Source organism: Cohnella sp. (assembly GCF_041641335.1).
GTDB lineage: Bacteria > Bacillota > Bacilli > Paenibacillales > Paenibacillaceae > Cohnella.
Genome location: NZ_JBEPYQ010000001.1, coordinates 91,696 through 108,569, shown reverse-complemented (window position 1 = coordinate 108,569; position 16,874 = coordinate 91,696). Strand labels below are relative to the sequence as shown.

The 16,874-nt window shown below is 57.7% G+C and carries 9 protein-coding genes; 8 read left to right on the top strand and 1 reads right to left on the bottom strand.

Going from position 1 to position 16,874, the window contains the following annotated elements; translation table 11 throughout:
* Window positions 1-27: 27 nt before the first annotated feature.
* A complete protein-coding gene (locus tag ACESLM_RS00480; protein ID WP_372628963.1) occupies window positions 28-3,291 on the top strand; it encodes a glycoside hydrolase family 2 TIM barrel-domain containing protein in 3,264 nt (1,087 codons plus the stop codon).
* 260 nt (window positions 3,292-3,551) lie between these two features.
* Here the strand turns inward: ACESLM_RS00480 and ACESLM_RS00475 are convergent, their stop codons facing one another.
* Entirely contained in the window at window positions 3,552-5,612 is a 2,061-nt protein-coding gene (locus ACESLM_RS00475) for a GxGYxYP domain-containing protein (protein WP_372628961.1), read from the bottom strand.
* Window positions 5,613-5,895: 283 nt separating this feature from the next.
* Between ACESLM_RS00475 and ACESLM_RS00470 the strand changes: the two genes are divergently transcribed.
* From ACESLM_RS00470 to ACESLM_RS00440, 7 genes are all read left to right on the top strand, one after another.
* Window positions 5,896-7,053 carry a GntR family transcriptional regulator gene (locus tag ACESLM_RS00470; RefSeq protein WP_372628959.1) on the top strand — a complete coding sequence of 386 codons (1,158 nt, stop codon included), beginning with the start codon at window positions 5,896-5,898 and terminating at the stop codon, window positions 7,051-7,053.
* 198 nt (window positions 7,054-7,251) lie between these two features.
* A complete protein-coding gene (locus tag ACESLM_RS00465; RefSeq protein WP_372628957.1) occupies window positions 7,252-9,459 on the top strand; it encodes a hypothetical protein in 2,208 nt (735 codons plus the stop codon).
* Window positions 9,460-9,596: 137 nt separating this feature from the next.
* Window positions 9,597-10,544, top strand: a complete 948-nt coding sequence (locus ACESLM_RS00460; protein ID WP_372628955.1) for an ABC transporter permease — start codon at window positions 9,597-9,599, stop codon at window positions 10,542-10,544.
* A 39-nt stretch (window positions 10,545-10,583) separates the two neighbouring features.
* Complete coding sequence (locus ACESLM_RS00455) at window positions 10,584-11,498, top strand: carbohydrate ABC transporter permease (RefSeq protein ID WP_094045318.1); 915 nt, start codon at window positions 10,584-10,586, stop codon at window positions 11,496-11,498.
* A gap of 63 nt (window positions 11,499-11,561) precedes the next feature.
* Window positions 11,562-13,253: a type 2 periplasmic-binding domain-containing protein gene (locus tag ACESLM_RS00450; RefSeq protein WP_372628953.1), complete on the top strand. Its 1,692-nt coding sequence runs from the start codon at window positions 11,562-11,564 to the stop codon at window positions 13,251-13,253.
* A gap of 359 nt (window positions 13,254-13,612) precedes the next feature.
* Window positions 13,613-15,148 carry a response regulator transcription factor gene (locus ACESLM_RS00445; RefSeq protein WP_372628952.1) on the top strand — a complete coding sequence of 512 codons (1,536 nt, stop codon included), beginning with the start codon at window positions 13,613-13,615 and terminating at the stop codon, window positions 15,146-15,148.
* Window positions 15,149-15,151: 3 nt separating this feature from the next.
* The gene (locus ACESLM_RS00440) at window positions 15,152-16,864 is read left to right on the top strand and encodes a sensor histidine kinase (protein ID WP_372628950.1); all 1,713 of its coding nucleotides are present in this window, start codon (window positions 15,152-15,154) and stop codon (window positions 16,862-16,864) included.
* Window positions 16,865-16,874 lie beyond the last annotated feature (10 nt).

Genomic DNA, 16,874 nt, shown 5'->3' with positions numbered 1-16,874 from the left:
GAGGGACAAAAGACGGAGGGGAACGCCATGCGGGAAGAACAAATGGAGGGCATGCCGGACTGGATGAACCTCGGCGTGTTGGGGAGGAATACGGAGCCGCCCCATGCCTATCTGATTCCTTATGCGAGCCGAGAATCGGCTCTATCGGAGGCGCGTGAAGCGTCTCCTTTTTTTCATCTGCTGAACGGGAACTGGAAATTTCGCTATTGCGAAGCGCCGGAGCTGGCTCCGCAAGGGTTCGAGGCGCCGGATTACCCGGACAGGGATTGGAGGGAGCTGCCCGTGCCGGGCAACTGGCAAATGCACGGATACGGCCGGCCGCATTACAGCAGCTGTCCGTACCCGTTTCCGGTCGATCCGCCGAATGTGCCGCGGGACAATCCGACGGGCTGCTACCGGACGACGTTTCGCATCGACGAAGCGTGGAGTGGCCGCAACGTCCGCCTTGCATTCGAGGGCGTCGACTCCGCTTTTCACGTTTGGGTGAACGGACGGTTTGTCGGATACGGGCAGGGCAGCCACATGACAACCGAATTCGACGTCACGGACAAGCTTGTTCCCGGCGACAATTCGCTGGCCGTCAAAGTGTATCAATGGTCGGACGGAAGCTATCTCGAAAGCCAGGACAAGTGGCGGTTGAGCGGGATATTCCGCGACGTTTATTTGCTGGCTTCGGCGCCGATCAGCATTCGGGACGCGAAGGTCGTCGCGGAGGCGGACGAGAGCGGCGGACCCGCCGAGCTGCGGGTGGCGCTGGCCGTCGCCAATCTGACGGAGGGGCAGCGGCAGATTTGCCGGCTTCGGATCGAACTGCTCGATGCGGAGGGCGCGCCGGTGCTGGATCGCTGCGAAGCGGTAGATCCGCGGCCGGGGGAGGAGCGGATCGTGACGTTTAACGCGGCGCTGGCCGATCCGAGGCCATGGACTGCGGAGACGCCGTATTTGTACACGCTTCTGCTTACGCTGTCGTACCCGGACGCCCGAGCGGCGGAGGTAAAGCGGATTTTCACGGGTTTTCGCCGGGTGCGGGTGGCGGAAGGCAAGCTGCTCGTCAACGGCCGGCCGGTTATCGTCAAAGGCGTGAATCGCAACGAGTTCGATCCCTGGCGAGGCTTCTCGACGACCTTGGAAGCGATGAAGCGCGACGTCGAGCTGATGAAACGGCACAACATCAATACGGTGCGTCTGTCCCACTATCCGAACGATCCGCGTTTTCTGGAGCTGTGCGACCGTTGCGGACTGTACGTCATCGACGAGGCGGATCTGGAAACGCACGGCTTCGCGTTTACCGGAGAGCGGGTCAATCAGGAGACGCCCGGCTTTGCCAAAGGGGCCGCGGAGAGCTTCCTGTCCAAGCACCCGGACTGGACGGAGGCCTATATCGACCGGGCTAGGCGGATGGTGGAGCGCGACCGTAATTTTCCGTCGATCATCGTCTGGTCGCTCGGCAACGAATCGGGTTACGGCCCGAACCACGATGCGATGGCCGCCTGGGTGCGCGAGGCCGATCCGACCCGGCCGATCCATTACGAGCGGGCATACGACTCGCCGATCGTCGATATCGTCAGCACGATGTATCCGTCGGTGGACATGCTGATCGCCGAGGCGAACAACCCGGACGCCCGTCCTTACCTGATGGTCGAATACGGTCATGCGATGGGCAACTCCGTCGGCAATCTGCGGGAATATTGGGAAGCCGTGTACCGTTATCCGCGGCTGCTGGGAGGTTTGATCTGGGAGTGGGCCGACCTGGCGATCGGGCGGCGGAACGAGGACGGCGAGCCGTATTATTTGTACGGAGGCGACTTTGGGGAGGAGCCGCACAGCGGCAGCTTCTGCCTCGACGGTCTGCTGTTCCCCGACGGCACGCCGAAGGCTTCCCTGCTGGAGTACAAGAAGGTTCTCGAACCGGTCGAGACGGAGTCTTGGAACGCGGCAACCGGCGAATGGTCGATTCGTAACCGGTACGATTTCCTGACGCTGGCCCATTTGCGGGGAGAGTGGGAGCTGAAGCGGGACGGAGAAACGGTGGCTGGCGGAGAACTGCCCGCGCTGTCCGCGGGGCCGGGAGAGACGGAGACGGTGCGTATTCCGCTTCCGGAAGGAATGTTGCCGGTTGGGCGGGGTTTCCGCGAACAGTTGGCGGATTCGCTTTTCTCGGAAGAGACAATCGCACAAACGGGAATTCGGAACGGGGAGTTCCCGGAAGCGAGAGAGATCTGGGTACATGTCCGTTTCGTCCTGCGGGAAGCTGCGCTATGGGCGGAAGCCGGCCATGAAATCGCTTGGGCGGATTTGCCTTTGTTCGTTGTTCCTCAGGAGCGAAGGACGGAGCTTCGGGAGAAGCCGGGCCGGAGATTCGAGCTTATGGAATCTCCACGCGCGGAGGGAGGACAAAGGCGGAACGGGGGAGGAAAGCCCGTTCGCATCGCGGAAGACGATCGGCAGGTCCGCGTCATCGGCGACGATTACGAGATGTCGTTCTGCAAACGTACCGGACAGCTCTCGGATTGGATCGTCCAGGGCGTTCCCCTGCTGGCTTCGGGACCTAGGCTTAACTTCTGGCGGGCTCCGGTCGACAACGATGCGCGGTTGGCCAAGGAATGGGTCAAGGCCGGCTACGACCGGCTGGTCGCCGATGTTCGCGGCGTCGTCTTCAGCCGACCGGCCGAATCCGAATTGACCGTGAAGGTCGACTCTATCATTGGGGCAAGAGGCGAAAGCGTCGCGTTTCGCGCCCGGACGATAGCCGTCGTAAGCGCCGGCGGCGAACTGCGGCTCGAAGCTCGCATCGAGCCGAGGGAAGGGCTGCCTCCTCTGCCCCGTTTCGGCTTCGAACTGACGATGCCGTCCGGCTTCGAACGGATGGACTGGTTCGGCAGAGGGCCGCACGAATGCTACGCCGACCGCAAGGAGAGCGGCAAGCTCGGCCTCTACGGGGGGACGGTGCAGGAACAGTTCGTACCGTATATCAAGCCGCAGGAGAACGGCAACAAAGCCGACGTCCGTTGGGCTGCGGTGACGAACGCTTCCGGCATCGGCCTTCGCTATGCGTCGGCAGGCGGACGCCATTTCGACTTCAGCGCCCATCATTACTCTGCCGAGGATTTAACGCGCGCGAGCCACGTTCACCTGCTGACGAGACTCGGGGAGACGATCGTCAAGCTTGACGCCGCCCAGAGCGGGCTCGGCAACCACAGCTGCGGGTACGCGCCTACGCTGGAGCAATATTTGCTGCGGCCCGACAGGCCGCTCTCTTTCTCGTTGGACGTTCGTCCTTGGAGAACGTGATGCGGAACGCCCGTTAACGGGACCTTTGCGAAAAAATGCAAAGCGGCCGGTCGTCCAATACCGCGGGCAATCCGGGAAGCAGCCTTGTCGTCCAGGATGACGGGAACCTCGTCATTTACCGCCCGGACGGCAGGGCGGTGTGGGCCTCCAAACGATAGACGGTCTCCGTCGACGATTGAGAAAAGCCGATCGACAGGCTGCCGGGTTTCCGGCTTTCTATCGGTCGGCTCTTTGCTCTTCCGATGGCCTACTTTGCTTCGTCAGCGGACGGGCGGAAGGCCATGCGCTTCGCGAATCAGAGAGAAGTAGCGATCCGCGAGAACGGCTTCGTATTCGGGACCGAGCGACGCCTGGAGAGCGGCGACGTCCGAAGGCGTCATGCTCCAAGCGAGCAGCCCCAGCGAGACGAACAGCGGGGACCGTCCGTCCCAGTCGGCCTTCGCTTCGGCGAGAACGGCCTGCCCGTCCTGCACCGTGCTGATGCCGTGCATCGTCGAGACCGGCAGGCTGCCGTTGGCGAGCTCTACGCCGTGCCGGTCTTCCCAGCTCAAGAACAGGCCCGGCGCATGGTAATGCTTCCGGTACGCTTCCGCGATCTCCGGTTCGAGCGGCACGTTGTCGCTGTCGATCCGGTTCAAGACGTAAGGAACCGTCATTCCCGTTTTCTTCAGGTAGGGATAAGTCCGCTTCAGGAAGTCCGCGAACGAATCGGCCGGCCAAGCGCTCGGATAGAAGTATCCGGCGCCGGAAGGCCCGGCGATCAGCAGGTCGTTGTCCGTCGCGGTGCCGCGGTAATAGTTCAGGATTGCCGGAGCGGCGTCGTGCAGCAGCGGGCTCGACGTCCAGTTGATCGGGACTTCGCCCCGCGCGGAATCGTCCCACAGCACGCGCATTCTGTGCTGATTGTACTGGAAGTTGTCTCCTTCGCTGAACGTATAGGTGACGTAGATTTTATTCTCCAACTTCTGCTTCGCCTGCTTGGCCGGAGGAGCCGCACGAGGTTTCGTGCCGGAGAATACGGTCAGGTTGCTGAACCAGTCGGCCGCTAGCACGTAGACGCCGTAGCGCGAAGCGATCTCGACGCCGCTGAATTCGCCGTCCACGTCGTTACTGAACCAGCCGAGGTACGGAGTGCCGGGCTCGACGTCGGACAAGATCCGCTCGAAGAGCGCCTTCTGCTCCGGCACGTTCGACTCCAGCCAGAACACCATCGCTTTATTGGCGACGGCATAGTCGCGCAGGTAGCCGTACGGCTCCTTCCGTTCGGCGGAAGGCGGCTCGACGTTGCCCGCGGATACTTTGTACTGGTTCCACATATCCACTTCGGCCGTCAATCGCGCCGTTCCCTCGGGAGGAGCGAATTTGTACACGAAGTAGCGACCGTTATCCGCGAAGCGATGCCCGCCCTGGCCTTCGGAGACTTGCGAGTTCTGCCGATCGTGCAGATAAGCTTCTTCGTCCGGGGTGCCCGCGGTAAATTGCGCGATCGGATTGCCGTCCGCTTTGACGGTTACTTGGTGCACGGCAGGGCCCCAGCCGTCCTGGGGAATAGCGTCGTCGAAGCGGACATAGACGGCCTCTTTGCCGAGGAAGGCGGACAAGTCGAAAGAGTAGGTCTGACGGTTGCTCGCGTCCCGTATTTGTTCCTTCTCCTCCGCGATCGTCTCGAAGGAAGCGGGCAGGCCGGGCGCGATCCGGATCGCCGTGTCGGGGCTGAGCCCGACCAGCATACGCCGGGTCGTCCGGCTCCAGAGGTTGTCGTACTGCCAGGTATAGGCGTCCATGCGATCTTTGAACATCCCCCGGAAGTCCTTCACCACGTTCAGGCCGTACGGCATCGCGGTCAATTTGGCGGCCAGCTCGGGGCTGGCGACGACGGCGTCCTCCAATCCCGCGAGCGTGGTCGCCACGTTGACGGAATCCGGAACCGCCGGATCGTAGACGACGACGCCTTTAATTTCCTTGCGGTAAGCGTCGAACACGTCCCAGTAGTCGTCGTGAAGCCAGTAAGGAACGGACAGGTCGTTCAGCCAGGCCAGTCTGCCTTCCTCCTGATTTTCAAGCAAATAAATGCGCGGCTCCTTCCGATTGACGATGCCTTGAAGCGTGCTCATCAACAGCTTGACGTCGCCGGGCGCGTCGTAAACGTCGGCGACGTCCAGATGCTTCGCCTGCTTGAAGCTCGGGAGCGCCTGCCCTTTGGGCCAGACGATTTTGCCCGCTTGCGGCGCGGAGGGACCGGCCGAAGCGGCGGCTGTTCCGAACGAGCAGACAAGGGCGCACAGTACGGCGATGCATGGAGCGGCCAACTTTCGGGACATCACATTCACTCCTCTTTCTTTTCAGATTTGACTTCTTAAAACATATTAAATATATTTAATTATAATTTTCAATATGTTCGACAAATGTTCTAACGATTCCACACGAAACTTGCTTTTGCGATAGAGATGAAAGTCGATTTTATGCGAAAAATGGTCGTTGAATACGGCGCGGGATAGGCTGGAGTACCCGTTCTTGCGGGCTTTAGGATGGATCTCTGGTTGCTCTTTGCCAATAAGGAATATAATATATATTGCATATACCGCTATGGGATTGGTGATTACGATGAGCACGAACGAGCGCGTCCCGCTGTATCAACAAATACAGGACTATATCCGGGATATCATCGCCGTGGAAGAAATGAAGACCGGCGACCGGATTCCTACGGAGAAAGAGCTGATGGAGCGATTCCAGGTCAGTAAAATCACGGTGGCCAACGCCTTGACCGGATTGGCCAACGAGCAGGTCATTACCCGCGTGCCCGGGAAGGGGAGCTTCGTAGCGGACAAGGGGTCGAGGAATGGCGCGCCGTCGTCCGTCGCTGCCACGCTGAGCCGGGGCGGCTCCGCTGAAGGGCGGGCGCTTACGGGGTTGATCGGCCTGGTGATGCCTTCCATCGACGATTACTTCGCCATTCGGCTGATCGAGGGCATACAGCGCACGCTCGGGGCGGAAGGCTACAGGTGCATGATCGTGCTGTCCGGCGGCAAGCTGGAGAAGGAAAAGGCGGCCATCAAGGAGTTGAAGGCGCTCGGGGCGGAAGGGCTGCTTATTTTCCCGGTGGACGAGGAGCACTATAACGAGGAAATTCTAAGCATGAAGTTCGAAGGCTACCCGTTCGTTCTGATGGACAGGCATCTTCCGGGCGTCGAGACGCACTTCATCGCCTCGGACGGCCGGCAGGGCGTTCGCCTCGCGATCGACCATCTCTGGGAGCTCGGACACCGCGAGATCGCGATCTGCTCCGATTCCCCGCTGCTGACCGTCACGGTACAGGAAAGGATCGAGGGATATATCGCGGCGCTGAAGGATAAGGGCGCGCTGATCAACCCGGCCCATATGATTACCGGTTTTACGCTGGCCGAGAGCTTGAAGGAATCGGAAGGCCATCCGTTGTTCCGCTATATCCGCAACCGGATGGCGACCGCCTATATCTCCTTGAACGGCAGGCTGGGCGTGCATATCTACCAAATGGCGCGGCAAGCGGGACTCGATGTGCCGGGCGACGTGTCGATCGTGAGCTTCGACGACCCGACTTCAATCGTGGAGGAGTTCAGCATTTTCACCCATATCAACCAGTTCGAGAGAGAGATGGGCGTCAAAGCGGCGGGCAAGCTGCTTGAGGTTATCCGCGGGGAGCGGAACGCGAAGCATTTCGACAAAACGCTGATCGAACCGCGTCTGGTCATTCGTCAGACGTCCGGAGCGAACCGGCAGCGTTAAGCGCGCGAGGAATGTTGTCACAAATTGAATAGCAAGGCGGACGATGGGAGGCAGCCTTTCCGGATGAGGGGCGCCTGCCTATTTTTTTTGATTATTTTGTAAAAACATATTGAATATATAAAAGATATATATTATATTCGTTGACAAAGAGAGCAACACCTTCGATTCACATCCGGACAAAGCGGGAGGTTGGGCGGCATGGCGAGAAATCGAACGGAAGAACGGACGGGGTTCCAGGAATCGGGTGCTTATCACCCGGATTACGATTTGCAGACGGACTTCGTCATGGTGTACGGCATCGACGGCACGATGGAGCAGCGAATCGGCCAGTGGAGGGACAAAGGATATATCGTCCATCTGATGACCGGCATCGCATGGGGGACGTACAACGACTATCTGGACGGCAAGACGGATGGGCGGACGCATTGGGACGAGGCGCAGACCGACCGCAGCGGCGAGATGATTGTACACGGGAAGAAGCCGGTCGTCATTCCTTACATGGTGCCTACGCTGAGCTTTACCGATTTTCTGGCCGAACGCATCCGCATCGCGGTAGACGCGGGCGTGGAGGCGATTCATCTGGAGGAGCCCGAATTTTGGGTCAACGGGGGTTACTCCGAGGCGTTTAAGCGCGAGTGGCTGCTGTATTACGGAGAGCCTTGGTCTCCCCCGCACGCATCGCCGGACGCGCAGTATCGCGCTTCGAAATTGAAAGCGTTTTTATATACGCGGGCTCTGGATCGGCTGTGCGCGGAAATGAAGGATTACGCATTGCTCAAGTACGGTCGCCGGCTGCGCTTCTACGTTCCGACCCACAGCCTGATCAATTACACGCAGTGGCGGATCGTCAGCCCGGAATCCAGGCTGCTGGAGCTTCCGTCGATCGACGGGTACATCGCCCAGATCTGGACGGGGACGTCGCGGACGCCCAACGTGTATCAAGGCTTACGGAAGGAACGAACCTTCGAGACGGCTTATCTCGAATACGGCATCATGCAGGAGCTGGTTAGGGGGACCGACCGCCGCATGTGGTTTCTCCACGATCCGATCGAAGATAATCCGAACTACACCTGGTCGGATTACAAGCAGAATTACATCAAGACGGTCGTCGCTTCGCTTCTTCATCCCGGAGTTGCTCATTACGAGGTGTCCCCGTGGCCCCGCCGCATTTTTCAGGGGAAATACCCTTCGGAGGACGGTATCGGGAAGGCGGCGATTCCGCCCGATTACGCGACAACGCTGCTTCACGTGATGCATACGCTCGGCAACATGGCCCAGGACGAGGTCGAGACGGAAGACGCGGCGCAGGGGATCGGGGTGTTGATCGCCGATTCCGCGATGTTCCAGCGCATGAAGCCGGAATCCGAGGCGGCCAACGCAGGCAAGTACGACGGCACCGATCCGGAAGGCTTCAAGAAAGAAGGCGATACGGAGCTGCTTGATTTCTCGCCGTTCTACGGACTCGCGCTGCCTCTGCTGAAGCACGGCATCCCCGTTCGGCCGGTACAGTTGGATAACGTGCGTCGCTTCGCTCACTATTTGGAGGATTATCGCGTCCTTCTGCTCAGCTACGAATATATGAAGCCGGAATATCCAGACCTTCATTACGCTTTGGCCGGGTGGGTGAGGGAAGGAGGAGCGCTGATCTATGTCGGAGACGACTCCGATCCGTATCACCGGATTCGGGCATGGTGGAATGAGAGCAAGGGCTCCGGCGGAAGGGCGCGGACGTACGGCTCGCCTCGCGAGCATCTGTTCGAGCAGCTGCAGCTTGGCGGGGCGGATGGCGGAATCTACAAGGCGGGCAAAGGAGCGGTCGGGTATCTCGCCGTTCGTCCGGACGATTGCGCCGCGTCGGAGGCGGGAGCGGAAGCGCTGCGCTCGTTGGTCAGGCAGACGATGGAGGCGCTCGGAGATTCGGCGCTCAGCTGGCGTGCGAAGCCGTATTTCAAGATCAAGCGAGGCCCTTACGTGATCGCGGCGGTGATGGAGGAGTCGGTTGCCGATGAGCCACTGGTCATCGACGGGCCGGTCGTCGACTTGTTCGACCCGTCATTGCCCGTCAAGCGGGAGGTGCGCCTGATGCCGGGCGAGCAGACGCTGCTGTTCGACGTGGAGGCTGGCCGCCCGGCGGCCGACGAGGCGGCGGTTATCTCCGCTTCGTCCCGAATCGAGGAACTGGACTCGCAGGCTAACGGCTTTACGTTCATTGCGAGAGGGCCTGCAAGCCTGCGCGCGACGGCAAGGTTCTATTGTCCTCGCATGCCGGTCTCCGCAGCGCTTGAATGCGAGGGGAGGACGGAATCGATTGCGTGGGATTGGGACTCAGGGACCCGAAGCGTTCTTCTGGAATACCGGCACGGGAGCGAAAACAAAGCGAACGTGCGAGTAGACTGGGGAAGCTGACGTCACTGTTCCATCCGGGCTTCTGCGGATAGACCGACCGGAGGATAGTGTCACTTTTATGGAAACGATTCCATATAACAGTCCCCGGATTTGAAAGCGCTTCGAGGGGCTGCATTTTGCAGGAGGTGGGAGAAACAATGATCGTGAAAGAAGCGAGAGCGGGAGTCTTGCCGACGAGAACGAACAAAACCTGGACCAAGGTATGGAGTTTCAGACACATCTATTTATTCATGCTCCCCGCGATCGTCTGGTATCTCGTATTTTGCTACTACCCGATGTACGGCATTTTGATCGCGTTCAAAGATTTCAAATATAACATGGGAATACTAGGCAGCCCTTGGGCGGGCTTTCGGTATTTCGAACAGTTTCTGAACGATTCCAGTTTTTACTCGGTGCTCTACAATACGCTGTCCATCAGCGCGCTCAAGCTGCTGTTCGGATTCCCGGCGCCGCTGATTCTTGCCTTAATGCTGAATGCCGTCTTTCGCAATAAAATAAAGCGGATTTTCCAGACGATATCCTATCTTCCGCACTTCGTATCCTGGGTCGTCGTTGTGACGCTGATGCAGAAGATTCTTTCGCCCAACGTCGGACTTGTTAACGACATCCGTGAAAAGATGGGGCTGGATCCGATCTTTTTTATGGGCATGACGTCGTTATTTTATCCGCTGGTCATTATTTCGGATATTTGGAAAGGCGTCGGGTGGGGATCGATCATTTATTTGGCTGCCTTGACCAATATCGATCCGCACTTGTACGAGGCGGCGGAAATGGACGGAGCGGGCCGCTGGAGCACCTTATTTAAAATTACGCTGCCTTGCCTTACGCCTACGATCGGCATTCTGCTGATTTTCTCCCTTAGCGGCATCCTGAACGCGGGGTTCGACCAAATCTGGCTCATGCAGACGCCCGCAACCATAAGCGTCGCGGAGATACTGGATACCTACGTGTTGAAAACGGGCATCCAGCAGGGGCAATTCGCTTACTCCACGGCGATCGGCTTGTTCAAGTCGGCTATCTCGCTGGTTCTGATTGTGATTGTCAACAAGATCTCCAAAAAGGTCAGCGACGTATCACTATGGTAAGCCGGCGAATTTTATCACATGAACCAAGGAGGTGCGGGTATGGGCGTAAGAAAAATGTCTGCAGCCGATAAAGCTTATTCGACGCTTAATTATGCGGTGCTGACGTTGTTCAGCCTGACGGCACTTTATCCCTTTATCTATTTTCTTGCGCTTTCATTCAACGACGGCTACGACGCCATGAAGGGCGGCATCTACTTTTTCCCGCGGGTCTTTACGCTCGAGAACTACAATAAGGCGTTCAACAACCCGCTCATCTTGAACTCCTTCATGATCTCGGTTACAAGAACGTTCATCGTGACCGTAAGTTCCGTTCTGCTGACGGCTCTGCTGGCCTACGGGCTTTCGCGCAAAGGCTTGCCGGGAAGGAAGTATATCGTTTTCTTCTTTTTCTTCACCACTCTGTTTAGCGGCGGGCTTATTCCGACCTTTATCCTGTTCCGGCAGCTGGAGATTCTCAACACGTACTGGGTGCTCGTTCTGCCGATGATGTATAACTTTTTCAACGCGATTATCATGAAAACCTTTTTCGACGGAATTCCGGGAAGCCTTTCGGAATCGGCCCGAATCGACGGAGCCAGCGAGCTGTCGGTATTCGCGAAAATCATTCTCCCCTTGTCGATGCCGGTTCTGGCCACGATCGCCTTGTTCGTCGGGGTAGGCGTCTGGAACGATTGGTTTACCGGACAGTTCTTCATTCAGAACGAAGACCTCTATCCTGCCGCCACGTTCCTGAACAAGATGATCAGCGAAGCTTCCTTCCAGACGATGACGGGATCAAGCGGCGGCTCCAGCATTCAGAACATGAGCGAGTCCCAGATGGGGCTGCGCGGCGTAACCCCGGAAGCGCTTCGAATGACCTTCGTCATCATTATTACGACGCCGATCATCTGCGTGTATCCGTTCCTGCAAAAATATTTCGTTAAAGGCGTGCTGGTAGGTTCGCTGAAGGAGTAGTCGACGGTATAAGAGGCATGGCCTTTTATATAAAAAAATGAGCAAACGAAAGGGGCTTGTCAAATGCGCAACACAAAGTTGAAAAGTTCGCTTAGCATGATGATTGCCGTCCCAATGCTCGTACTGACTGTGGCCGCATGCAGCGGGAACGGAGGAAGCAACAGTTCGGGGACTCCCTCGGGAAGCTCGGAGCAAAAAGGATCGGAAGCGCCCAAGGCGGTTACGTTGACCTACCTGAGCGCCTGGAACGGAGGCGGCGGCGCATTCCCGCAAGATCAGGAGAACAATCTCGTTGCGCGGCAGATCAGGGAGAAAGTCGGCGTAACGTTGAAGCTGGAATCCATTACAACCAGCGAAGTTGAAAAACTGAACACGATTTTTGCTTCCGACACGGTTCCGGATATCGTCAACGCTCCTTTCTGGTCGACGACCTCCGGAGAAGGGCAAGTCATCAAAAAAGCGGCAATGGAAGGGCAGCTTCTGGATTTGACCCCTTATCTCGATAAATATCCCAACGTGAAGAGACTGCTGACGACCGGCGTGTCCAAGGACTTTTACGAATTCGAGATGAACAGCCCGGAGTTCGAAGGCAAGCAGTATTTTATTCCGGTGGAGACGCCGGACGGTACGCTGGAGAGCATTCATAACTGGAATTACGGGCTCTATGCGCGGGGAGATATTCTGAAGGCTTTGAACGTGAATGCCGCGGATATCGATACGCAAGATAAACTGTACGACCTGCTGACCCAAATCAAGAACGGCAACTTCAAGGATATCGGCGGAAAGTCGGTCATCCCTGCCGGCACCATGCACAACGGTTGGGATTATGGCCGATACCTGATGGGGTGGTCGGATTACAATATTTCGGACTTCCGTCTGGAAGGAGGGAAGGTAACGCATTGGACCCTTGGCGAAGACCAGGAGCCCCGGCTGCTGTTCATGAGAAAGCTGATCTCGAACGGCTTGTTCGATCCCGAAGCCTTCAGCAACACCGATACGACGGCGAATGAGAAGCTCGCTACCGGCAAGATGGCCGTGTACGGAGCCCAACCGATGATGGATCAACTGTCCAAAACGCTCTATAAGACGAACCCGGAAATGCAGTACGAACTGCTGGGACCGATGAAAAACAAAAACGGGGAAATCGCGACGCAGGTCGCTACGCCAGGACGCGGCGGATTCCCGGTTATCTTCTTGAGCGCCAAAATCAAGGATCCCGAAGCGGCGCTGCGTTACCTCGATTATGTAAATAGCGAAGAAGGCCGTCTGCTCGCCTACTGGGGCGTCGAAGGCCAGACGTATACGCTGGATAACGGGCAGCCTCGTTGGCTCCCCGAAGTGAAGCAGAAGTATGACGATAACCCGGACGAGAAGCGCGACGAAGGACTTAACTTCCTGCCCGGCAGATTCATTGGGGCCTTCTCCTCCGATGTGACCTGGCCTCAGCCGGAGGACCAGAAGACGGAGTGGAGGAAGCTGGAGGAAAGCTTCTGGAAAAAAATGCCGATCAAGGTGATCGACAAGATCAGCGCCAACTACGTTGCCAGGGAATGGCCGCAATACGACAAATACCGGGATGCCACCAACTCGTTGAATTTTGACACCGAGTTCCGGAAAGCCCTCTTCGCCAAATCCGACGAAGAAGCGCTGAAAATGCTGCGCGACATCCAAGACAAGTACAGGGCGGCAGGCGCGCAGGAAATGGCGGATTTCGTAGCCGAAAAAGCGGCGGCTCGAGACGACATCGGCTTCTAATATAGAATAAACAGCCAATCGACCCAATCGCCTGAATCGGCGGTCGGGTCGATTTTGTGACCTGTAATGTCCCTCTTCGTTCGCTCAAATACCCGCCGCTTTAATGCAGTTCGCGAATGCTGCGAACGATTTGCTGCCGAACTGCTCTTTGCGCGTAACCAGCCTCGTCGTCATGAACCGGTATTGTTCGGGGACCGGATGCACGGTTAATCGTTCGTCAGCCTCCGTAATGACCGATTCGTTTAAAAGCGCGTTCCGAACGGCAGCGAACTCTTAGTCCAGGTGTTGACAGCAGGAGGATGGTATCCTCGTGTCGAACAAGGTGTTGAACATTCGGGCAAGCAGAAGGGGGAAGCGGCATGTTGAGGATGCTCGTGGTGGACGACGACAGGTTTGAAAGAGAGGGTGTGCGGTTTCTGGTCGGCAAGTTCGGGCTGGGATTGGAGCTGGCCGAGGCTGACAGCGCCGAGAGCGCCCTGGAATATCTCGAGCGTCATCCGGTCGATATCGTGCTGTCGGACATTAGGATGCCGGGCATGGACGGACTGGAGCTGGCGGATCGGATCAGGCAAGAGGGCTGGCCGGTCAAAATTATTTTCATGAGCGCCTACGGGGAGTTCGAATACGCCCAACGGGCGATCGACGTGCGCGCCATTCGCTACATGCTGAAGCCGATTCAGGTGACCGACGCGCTGAAGGTGCTCTCCCAGGCCATTCAGCAGTGCGAAGAGGAGCGGCAAGAGAAGGCGCAGCTGGAACGGATGGAGATGGCGTACAACCGGGAATCGCGGATGGAGAAACATCGGCTGCTGGCCGATCTGCTCTCCGGGAGGCTTCAGCCGGACGAGTATGCGGGCATGAGGCTGGCCGATTTCGGCTACGAGCCCAATCTGCGTCTGCTGATGCTGGATGCGAGAAGCCGATTCTTCGACCGCACTCCTCCGGATTTCGAGGAGCGGCTCGACAGCGTTGTCGGGCGGTGGCGCGAATGGTTTCATCTCAACGAATTCCAGGCGCTGCTGTTTGCAGAGGCGCAGCCGGGAGAAAACGCGGACGAATTCGTGCGCATCGCGCAAACGTTGTCGGAGCGGCTGCTGACCGAGTACGGACAGGACGTCGCCGTTGTCGTCAGCGGTCCGGTTGAGACGCTCGACCAACTGATTCGCGAATACCAGACGATGGAGACGATGCTGGAGGGAAAGTTTTTCTGGGGTCAAGGAACGGTCGTGCAGACGAATCGAACGGCGGAGGACGAGGTGACGGCCGGCGTTCAGGGGATGCTGGACGAGGTGAAGCAGCACATCGAGCGCACGCGCTTCGACTTCGCTTATTTGAGATTCGAGCAGTTGTTCGATCAATTGCAGAATAGCGATCGTCTGTCGTCCATTTACGTCAAATACGTATGCATGGAAGTCGTGAAAGCGTTGTTCGACGCCTCGGCGCGGAAAAACTTCGAGCTCTTCAACAAGCATCTAGAAAGCGTACACAAGACGACGAGGCTCACTGATCTGCGCTTGGTCATGAGGGAGATCCTGGAAGAGCATTCGCCTGCAAGCGCCGCCCGGCTCGGGGACGGCTCCTCGAAAGCGATCGAAGAGGTCGTGAAATGGATCGAGCGCGAATACGATCAGGATCTGTCTTTGGAGCGACTGGCGGAGAGGGTGTATTTGTCGCCGAGCTATTTGAGCTACTTGTTCAAGAAGCAGAAGGGCATCAGCTTAAACAAATATATGACGCTGTACCGAATGGACAAAGCGAAGGAGCTGCTGCTGACGACCAACGCCAAGGTGGTGGACGTAGCGCCGCAGGTCGGCTACGGCAACGTTCCCTATTTTATTTCGCTGTTCAAAAGCCATTTCGGCAAAACGCCCGCTCAATTCCGGGAGGAGTCGTAGCCTATGAACCTGCCTTCGCCCGGACTGTTCAACCGCATGCGGTTCAAGAACAAGCTGTTTCTCTCGTACATGGTCGTCGTCATTATTCCGATCCTGATTTTGGGCGTCTATGCGTACAACCAATCGCGGCAGATGCTGGATTACCGGACGCTTGAAGGCATAGACAAGAACGTCGCGACGGTGACGGGCAGCATCGACAGCTCGCTCGAAAGGTACAGCCACACGCTTCGATCGATTATTTACAACGTCACGTTCCAGAAGATCGTCGAGAACGACTACCTCGACTTGGTGAATCTGTCGCGGGATTTGAACGGCTACTTGACTCCCTATGTCAACATGATGAAGAACCTCGACAACGCGGTGGCGAAAATTACGCTCTACGCCCAAGGAGACGTGCCGGAATACGACACGCTCCTGCTGTCGTCCGAACGGGTCGCCGACGCGGAGTGGTACCGGGTGACGCTCGATTCCGCTCCCAACCAATACCGCTGGTTTTATGACGACGGGTTGTTCGTGACGGCGAAGTTCCCCCGCAATCTGGGGAGCGATAACACCCACGTCGTCTATATGAGCCTGAATGCCGAGACGATCTTCAGCGTGGCGGAAATGCAGCGCGACAACGGAGTCGTCATCGCCGACGGTCAGGGCCGGCTGGTCTACGCCAACCAATTCGCGGCCCGCTTCGCCGACTTCACGGCGGAGGAGTTGCTCAAGCAGAAGGACGGGACCGTCAAGCTGGGCGACACGCGCCTGTTTCTTTCCCGGAAGCCGTTGAAGCAAAGCGACTGGACGATCTACTGGTTCGTGCCGGCCGACCGGGCTTCGGTCGAGGCCGGATCGATTATCAGCGCAACCGTCGGGATGATCGTCGTCTGCATCGCGATTATGCTTGCGGTCATTACACTGTTCTCTCGCACGATGATCCGGCGCATTCTAGCGCTGAACGTGATGATGAAGAAGGTGGAGATGGGCAATCTGACTCTGAACGTGCACAGCGCGGACCGCGACGAGATCGGCGAGCTGACCAACCGGTTCGGCAGCATGCTGGAGCGGATCAACGCGCTGATCGAAGAATCGTATAACGGAAAAATCAAGCAGCAGGAGGCGGAGTTGAAAGCGCTTCAGTGGCAGATCAATCCGCATTTTCTGTACAACGCGCTCTCCTTCATCAACTGGAAGGCGCTTCGCAAGGAGGCGTACGACATCAGCCATACCGTCACTTCGCTGTCGCGGTTTTATCGGACCGCGCTGAATCGCGGCAGCAATATCATTTCCGTTCGCGACGAGCTGGACAATGTTCGTTCTTATCTGGAAGTCATTCAATTGATGCAGGATTACAGCTTCGACGTAACTTACGAGATTGACGAGTCGGCGCTTCGATACTCTACGATCAATCTGATTTTACAGCCGCTGGTCGAGAATGCGATTCAGCACGGGGTGAATCAGAAGCGCGAGGGTCGAGGAATGCTGCGCGTCGCCGCTGCCGCCAGGGAAGGAGCGATCGTGTTCACGGTTCGCGATAACGGGCCGGGAATGCCGGAAGAGCTGGTTCGGGCCGTCGCCTCGACGCAGTCGAGCGGCTACGGACTCAAAAACGTCAATGAGCGGGTCAAGCTCAAATTCGGCGCCGAATACGGCATCGCGATTACGAGCGAGCCCGGCGACGGAACGACGACCACCCTGACGGTTCCCCAGTACCTTCCCGAGACGGATTGAAAATAGAATC

Coding starts and splice junctions, on each gene's coding strand:
- ACESLM_RS00480 (WP_372628963.1), top strand. CDS start 28: ATGCGGGAAGAACAAATGGAGGGCATGCCGGACTGGATGAACCTCGGC.
- ACESLM_RS00470 (WP_372628959.1), top strand. CDS start 5,896: ATGAGCACGAACGAGCGCGTCCCGCTGTATCAACAAATACAGGACTAT.
- ACESLM_RS00465 (WP_372628957.1), top strand. CDS start 7,252: ATGGCGAGAAATCGAACGGAAGAACGGACGGGGTTCCAGGAATCGGGT.
- ACESLM_RS00475 (WP_372628961.1), bottom strand. CDS start 5,612: ATGTCCCGAAAGTTGGCCGCTCCATGCATCGCCGTACTGTGCGCCCTT.
- ACESLM_RS00450 (WP_372628953.1), top strand. CDS start 11,562: ATGCGCAACACAAAGTTGAAAAGTTCGCTTAGCATGATGATTGCCGTC.
- ACESLM_RS00455 (WP_094045318.1), top strand. CDS start 10,584: ATGGGCGTAAGAAAAATGTCTGCAGCCGATAAAGCTTATTCGACGCTT.
- ACESLM_RS00460 (WP_372628955.1), top strand. CDS start 9,597: ATGATCGTGAAAGAAGCGAGAGCGGGAGTCTTGCCGACGAGAACGAAC.
- ACESLM_RS00440 (WP_372628950.1), top strand. CDS start 15,152: ATGAACCTGCCTTCGCCCGGACTGTTCAACCGCATGCGGTTCAAGAAC.
- ACESLM_RS00445 (WP_372628952.1), top strand. CDS start 13,613: ATGTTGAGGATGCTCGTGGTGGACGACGACAGGTTTGAAAGAGAGGGT.